This window comes from Myxococcus sp. CA039A (assembly GCF_013336645.1).
Classification (GTDB): Bacteria; Myxococcota; Myxococcia; order Myxococcales; family Myxococcaceae; genus Myxococcus; species Myxococcus llanfairpwllgwyngyllgogerychwyrndrobwllllantysiliogogogochensis.
The window spans coordinates 21,708-27,761 of the sequence record NZ_JABUMQ010000132.1 but is presented as its reverse complement, the minus strand read 5'-3'; the positions used below and the strand labels follow the sequence as shown (position 1 = coordinate 27,761).

General features: G+C 68.7%; 7 protein-coding genes and 1 pseudogene. 3 read left to right on the top strand and 5 right to left on the bottom strand.

Annotated features, from left to right (window positions below):
- Together HR086_RS22380 and HR086_RS22375 are read left to right on the top strand one after the other, a co-directional pair.
- A pseudogene (locus HR086_RS22380) lies at positions 1-437 on the top strand (coproporphyrinogen III oxidase family protein); the annotation flags it as partial.
- Positions 434-1,333 carry an STM4011 family radical SAM protein gene (locus HR086_RS22375; protein ID WP_174466605.1) on the top strand — a complete coding sequence of 300 codons (900 nt, stop codon included), beginning with the start codon at positions 434-436 and terminating at the stop codon, positions 1,331-1,333. The pseudogene HR086_RS22380 and the gene HR086_RS22375, both read left to right, overlap by 4 nt.
- Positions 1,334-1,348: 15 nt before the next feature.
- Here HR086_RS22375 and HR086_RS22370 read toward each other — a convergent pair whose 3' ends face one another.
- From HR086_RS22370 to HR086_RS22355, 4 genes are all read right to left on the bottom strand, one after another.
- A complete protein-coding gene (locus HR086_RS22370; RefSeq protein WP_373564341.1) occupies positions 1,349-2,179 on the bottom strand; it encodes a hypothetical protein in 831 nt (276 codons plus the stop codon).
- Positions 2,176-2,739 (bottom strand): hypothetical protein, encoded by a 564-nt coding sequence (locus HR086_RS48605; RefSeq protein WP_254614467.1) that lies wholly within the window; start codon positions 2,737-2,739, stop codon positions 2,176-2,178. Before HR086_RS48605 ends, HR086_RS22370 begins: the two co-directional genes overlap by 4 nt.
- Positions 2,732-3,292 (bottom strand): hypothetical protein, encoded by a 561-nt coding sequence (locus HR086_RS22360; protein WP_254626424.1) that lies wholly within the window; start codon positions 3,290-3,292, stop codon positions 2,732-2,734. The genes HR086_RS48605 and HR086_RS22360 overlap by 8 nt, the downstream gene beginning before the upstream one ends.
- 171 nt (positions 3,293-3,463) lie before the next feature.
- Positions 3,464-4,792, bottom strand: a complete 1,329-nt coding sequence (locus HR086_RS22355) for a reverse transcriptase family protein (protein WP_174466604.1) — start codon at positions 4,790-4,792, stop codon at positions 3,464-3,466.
- A 378-nt stretch (positions 4,793-5,170) separates the two neighbouring features.
- Here HR086_RS22355 and HR086_RS22350 point away from each other — a divergent pair, with 378 nt between their 5' ends.
- Positions 5,171-5,488 (top strand): hypothetical protein, encoded by a 318-nt coding sequence (locus tag HR086_RS22350; RefSeq protein ID WP_254626423.1) that lies wholly within the window; start codon positions 5,171-5,173, stop codon positions 5,486-5,488.
- A gap of 196 nt (positions 5,489-5,684) precedes the next feature.
- Here HR086_RS22350 and HR086_RS22345 read toward each other — a convergent pair whose 3' ends face one another.
- Complete coding sequence (locus HR086_RS22345; protein WP_174466602.1) at positions 5,685-5,924, bottom strand: hypothetical protein; 240 nt, start codon at positions 5,922-5,924, stop codon at positions 5,685-5,687.
- Between the last annotated feature and the right edge of the window lie 130 nt (positions 5,925-6,054).

Here is a 6,054-nt window from a genome sequence, read left to right as displayed (position 1 = left end):
GCTGCCAGGAGGACGGCATGGTGGGGCTGGGGTGCGGGGCTCGCTCGTACACGGGACAGGTGCATTACTCGTCGGAGTACGCAGTCGGCTCGCGCGAGGTGCGCTCCATCATCGCGTCGTACAGTGCGCGCACGGCGGAGTCCTTTGGCGAAGTGGGGTACGGCTTCCGCCTGGACGGAGAGGAGCGGCGGCGGCGGTACATGCTGTTGTCGCTGCTGGCGGAGGGCGTGGACTTCGCGACGTACCACGAGCAGTTCTGCACCGACGTGCTGGAGGACTTCCCGGAGCTGCTGGAGCTGGAGGCGCACGGGCTGGCTCGGCGCGACGGACAGGCGCTGCGGCTCACGCCCTCGGGGGTGGAGCTCTCGGATTTGATTGGCCCCTGGCTGCACTCGACGGGGGTTCGTGAGCTGTCACAGGAGTACTCCTGGCGATGAAGCTCACCGTGCTCTACCGAGGGCCGCTGTCGAGCTGTAACTACGGCTGCGAGTACTGTCCTTTCGGCAAGTGGAAGCACACCGACGAGGAACTCGCGAAGGACCGCGCGGACCTGGAGCGGTTCCTGGCGTGGGTGGAGGCGCGCACGGGGGACACGGTGTCCGTGTTCTTCACGCCGTGGGGCGAGGCGCTCATCTGGCCCTGGTATCAGCAGGCGCTGGCGCGGCTGACGCATCTGCCGCATGTGGAGCGCGTGGCGGCGCAGACGAACCTGTCGTGCAAGCTGGACTGGGTGAAGGACTGCCGCGCGGAGAAGCTCGGCATCTGGGCGACGTACCATCCGGAGTGGATGAAGCGCCGTCGCTTCGTGGCGCAGTGTGAGACGCTGACGGCGCTGGGTGTCCGGCACAGCGCGGGCATGGTGGGGTTCCTGCGCTTCGCCGAGGAGGCGGAGGCGCTGCGCCGTGAGCTGTCCGACGACACGTACCTGTGGATCAACGCGGTGAAGGATGGGCAGGAGGAGCCGTACTCGCCCGAGGACGTGGCGCGCTTCACGGCCGTGGACCCGTTGTTTCCCGTGAACAACGTGCGGCATCCCAGCCTGGGCCGCGCGTGCCGGGGAGGGGAGTCGGTCATCTCCGTGGACGGGGAGGGCACGGCGCGCCGGTGTCACTTCATCGATGAGCCGATTGGGAACATCTACGCTCCGGACTTCGACCAGGCGCTGAGGCCTCGGCCGTGCGCGAAGACGACGTGCGGGTGTCACATCGGCTACGTGCACATGGACTATCTGGAGCTGGACCGGGTCTTCGGCTCCGGCATCCTGGAGCGGGTGCCGGTGAAGCCCCTGTGGCGGCGGCAGGACGTGGCCCCGCGGGTCTCGCCGCGCGAGTAGAGCGGATTACCGAGGTCAGGTCGCGAGGGGGCGGGATTCCGGTGCGTCCTCCGCGCCCGAGGCCGACTCCATCCGCGTCACCTCTTGGCGAAGGTGCTCCAGCCATTCCAGGAGCCGTGCTTCCGGGAGGTGGTGTGAGCGGCTCTTCCAGAGGGCTCGCTCCAGTCCGCGAGGTGGCCGCAGGCGGACTCGCAGGGCCTTGTGGACGTGAGGCTCGGGATAGGCACGCAGGAAGGCCACCGCCAACGGGAGGGCCTGCTCCCGAGTCGCGCGTCCGCCCAGGTCGAGCAGGAAGACGAACAGGTCATCCGCGTGGCGCTCGGCGGTGGCGAGGTGCGGGTCGTGTTCGGTCTCGAAGTCGATGAGCCACGCGCGCTGTCCGGCCTCGTCATAGAGGAGGTTCTTCAGGTGGGCATCGCCGTGGGACCACGGGCGCGAGGCGTGGGGTGGCGTCAGACCATGTGCTCGATGCAGCTCGCGCGCGGCAGCCTCGACCATGGTTTGGGTGAGTCGGCCTTGCGCGAGCAGTCGGTCGAGGCGCTCACCAGGAAGGGCTTCCAGTGCGACGGCGCGGCCCCCGCGTGCCTCGGCGGCGCGGTCCGGGTGGAGGAGCGCGAAGGAATCCAGCTCCCAGTTCCGCCAGCGTTTCGCCGAGGGAAACATCCGGATGTGGCTGCGAGACAGGCGCAGGAAGACATTGCCCGCGGCTATCACCGCGCCCATGCCGGGTCGGCGCTGCTTGTGCCAGAGGGAGACCTCCGGTCGGACCTCCAGCGCCACGGTGTTGACGCGCACGGCGTCCACTGCGATGGCGAGGCCGCGAGTCCAGAGCTCCGTGAGCTTCACGCGCGCAGGTCCTCGTACCAGTGCACCACCGCGAGACAGCCCAGGCACCAGCAACGGACCCAGCCGCGACCGACCAGCCCCCCGAGGAGCATCACTCCCGCCAGCATGAGCACCGTACCCACGGCGCCCGGAGTACCGCCTGCTCGGCGGAGCAATGCGCGTCCGCTGCGCCAGGGGTGCTCGGCGCCATCCATCAGCAGGGGGAAGAGGAAGAGTCCCTGGACCTCGGCGGCGTAGAACGCGAGCACCGCGAGCACGAAGCAGAGCGCGTGCGGCAGTCCGAGGACGACGGCGAGCCCCCAGCAACAGAGGGCCGCGAGGAGTGCCCCGCCGTACTTGAGCGCGCCCCACCGGCCCGCGTGTGGCAAGTCGGCGAGGACGGGCCGTCCTCGAACCTGGGCGAGTGCCTGTGCCATCCACGTCGCGCTGCTGGCGAAGCCCCCACGCCACGCTCCTCGGGCCTCGTGGGCGAGCGTCGAGCCCGGCGCGTCGTAGAGGTGGGCGGCGCGTGTCAGCAGCTCGGTGCCGCGTCGCCATGGGGAGCGCGGGCGGTCAGCCATGAAGGCCCTCGCGGACGAAGCAGAAGTGCGCCCAGGCGAGGAACGCGGTCGCATGGCCGCCGAGCAGGGTCCGATGCAGCAGGGCCTCCCAGGCATCGCACCGCCGACGGTGGAAGACGAACTCGTCGTAGCAGATGAGGACCACCGTCCCGATGAGGACGATGAGCACGGGCAGCAGGAACGCGAGCGGGCGGTGTGCCACCGAGGCGGCGCACATCAGCAGGAAGAGCGGGAAGCCGCCACCCGCCAGGGCGAGGAACTCCGCGCGGTGCTCGTTGGGGCCGACCCGCAGCTGGGCCACGCGGTGGTAGCGCCAGTCCGCGACCCCAGCCACCGTCGCTGTCGTGCCGGCGAGGGCCACCACCCAGAGCTCCCAGGGGTAGCGCAGGGGCTCGGTGAGCCAGGAGAAGCGCGGCTGGCTCGACACGAGCGCCAGCGCCACCGCGAAGAGCGTGCCGGGCGCGAGCGAGGCCAGCAGGTTCGCGGCGTCGCGCAGTCGTGCCAGGGGGGCACGTGGCTGGAGGACGGTGAGCTGGGAGGCTGCGTTGGCCATGGCGGACCGCCGGGTGCACGGCGACGCCTCAAGAGCGCCGACGCCCGCGATTCTCGGCCCAAAGCATGCGGAGACGCCAGGAACAGCCACGGACCGCCGAAGCAGGCCCGCGCTTCATCCCGCCACGTGGTGTGGAGTTGCATCCCTGGGGTGATTCAAGAACCGGGGGCCTCACTCCCACGCAATCTGCTCGAAGATCGCGCGAAGCCTGGCTCCCCGAGTGGGGTTGAGCTGAGAGACCCAGGCCACCCGGCCGAGCAGGTGCGCGCGGAACTCGGGATGGCTCCCGGTGTTCTGGCTCGCGGGCCCTCGAGTGCGGCACAGGTGAAGGATGGCCTTCAGTCGGTCGTAGTCCGCCCGAGGCACGGAAGGGTGCTCATTGACCACCACACCCGCCAGTCGTTGCTGGCGACCCCGGCGCATCACGCGAGTCTTCTCGGTTCGCACCGTGAAGCCCTCCTCCCGGACGATTCGCGCCACGCATCGCAGCAGTCGGCCGGTGCTCCGCGCCAGGGCCTCGCCTCCCGAGAACGCAAGGTCGTCCGCGTAGCGCGTGTAGCGGGCCCCCAGCGCCGAGGCGAGCGCCGACAGACGAACATCCAGTCGGTATGCGGCGAGATTGGCGAGGGCAGGTGACGTAGGTGCGCCCTGGGCGAGGTGCCGGGACTCGAGCCTTCGTGCCAGTCGCCAGCGAGCGGTGAGCGCTTCTCCATCCGTCGACCGACGGGCCTGCTCCAGCACTCCGCTGGGCGTTCGGGTCGTGCAAAGCCCCGCGAGGGTCGTGGCCACGTCGTCGGGATAACCCGCGGCGCGGAACACCCCCCAGACGCGCGCTGGCTTCACGGAGAGGAAGAAGTCCTCCAGGTCCACGCGCACCACGACGGCCTGCCCCACGTGGGGCTCTGCGAAGCCGCGGACGCCTCGGCCCGCGACGAACCCGTATGCGGCCTCATGGGGCGGAATGACATCCAGGATGCCGTGCAGCACCTTGCGTTGGAGCCGCGAGAGGTCCAGCCCGGGTTGTTCCAGGAGGCGCTCACCGCCGCTGCGCTTCGGAATCCAGGTGTAGCGGTAGCGCCGCCACTGCCCTGGCGGGGTCATGCGTTCGAGTCCGCGAGCATCCGCCAGCCACCCCAATTGCGCGTCGGTCATCCCGAGCCAGTCTGTGAGCTCCGCCTGGGTTGGGAGTGACGGAACGGGCCACGGTTGGCGGCCCATTTCCGGCTCGGTGGCGACCCAGTGGAGAATCTTCACGGGGGCGTGGGGATTGCCGCAGGCTCGCTGAAGGGCGGGACGCGTGGCGAGAATGTCCGCGAGCAGTTCGAAGCGGGCGTGCGGTGGCCGAGGGAAGAACCGTCGTGTGCTCCGTACGACCGAGAGGAGCCACGGCGTCCGGCCACCGATGACTTCGGCTCCGCGTTCGACGAGTCCCGCGGTCGTCCAGGGCCCGGAGAGGAAGGCGGATGCGAGCGCATTCGCCACGGCGATCCGTTTGCTCATGCCTCACTCGTGCGCCACGCGGCGGTTGGGACCCACCTGTCCCGTCTGGCGTGGCCCGCACTGCGGCTCGCCGCAGTCCCGGCCTCGCGTGGGGCTGTGCTCCTCGAAATCATTCCCCGGGGGTACCCCGGAGAGGCAGCGGACCGTGTCACCACGGACCGTCTACCCGCTGGGTATCCAAGCCGCCGCATGGCAGATGGCACCCTACAAGTCCCGGTGGTGGGTGGGAAGCGCGTTATCGCGCAGCTTTCCAACCCGAACGCATCACTTGGGCGGTGGCGTGCTCGGCGCGACAGTCCTGGGCGGGGGTGCCTGGGCCGAAGTGAGGGTGGCGTCCATCATGGCAACTCCTCTCATCCGAAGGAGTCGCACATGCGCATGTCTCGCCTTGCCATCGCGGTGACCACGTTTTCTTCCCTGTCCCTCGCGGCCTGTGGCGGTGTGGAGGCCGCCGCCGATGCACCGGACAGCACGGCGCCTGTGAGTGTGGAGCAGGGCATTGGCATTCCACCCAACTGTCCGAACAATGACCTCGTGTACTGGCTGGAGAACGTCCAGGCCTGCGTCTCGAAGTGCGGCACCACTCGGAAGAACGGGCAGCCCGCCACGCTGTACGCGGGTTGCCAGTCGAATCTGACGCAGACGCGCACCCTCATCGATGTCAGGTACTGCGTCCCTGATTGCGAACTGGCGTGACAGACACTGTCCGGTCAAGCGCTGCAAGCACTCGAATCACTCAGCGGGTCTCTTGCACGGAACTGGAGCGGCGTGGACGGCAATTTTGATATTCTTGCAATGCAGTGGCTGTAGTCGTGACCGCTCCGGAGGGGCGCGAGCCCAGGACGTTCGAGGAACGAGGGACTCGCACTCCTGTGCGAGTCAGGTCCGGGCGTCAGTCCTCATAGAGGCAGTTGCCCATGCCACGCACCCGACATTCCGCCGTGTTGAAGCAGGGGGAGAGGTCGACCGAACATCTGCCAAGCGTTCTCGCCTCCTCTCGTGAAGTCAGCACGGAGGGGGCATCGGTAAACGCAGTCGCCCCGCCAAGCGGGGACTGAACGAGAGTGGTGGCAAGCAGGCCCGTGGTGAGGGCAATCATCATCGCTCCTCCTGCAACCAGCTTTCGCATCATCAGTCACTCCTGGGGTGTGAGGCGGCGGGAATGATGCGCCCGGCCAGCGTGAATCCAAGACAAGGAGCCTCCAGGGACTGTTCCTCGTGCGACGGTACGTGGAGGGATTGCTGGAGGGTTGTGTGTGGGT

Bases quoted from the DNA above. Each gene is read 5' to 3' on its own strand.
- HR086_RS22345 (WP_174466602.1), bottom strand. From the start codon at position 5,924: ATGATGCGAAAGCTGGTTGCAGGAGGAGCGATGATGATTGCCCTCACC.
- HR086_RS22375 (WP_174466605.1), top strand. From the start codon at position 434: ATGAAGCTCACCGTGCTCTACCGAGGGCCGCTGTCGAGCTGTAACTAC.
- HR086_RS22350 (WP_254626423.1), top strand. From the start codon at position 5,171: ATGTCTCGCCTTGCCATCGCGGTGACCACGTTTTCTTCCCTGTCCCTC.
- HR086_RS48605 (WP_254614467.1), bottom strand. From the start codon at position 2,739: ATGGCTGACCGCCCGCGCTCCCCATGGCGACGCGGCACCGAGCTGCTG.
- HR086_RS22355 (WP_174466604.1), bottom strand. From the start codon at position 4,792: ATGAGCAAACGGATCGCCGTGGCGAATGCGCTCGCATCCGCCTTCCTC.
- HR086_RS22360 (WP_254626424.1), bottom strand. From the start codon at position 3,292: ATGGCCAACGCAGCCTCCCAGCTCACCGTCCTCCAGCCACGTGCCCCC.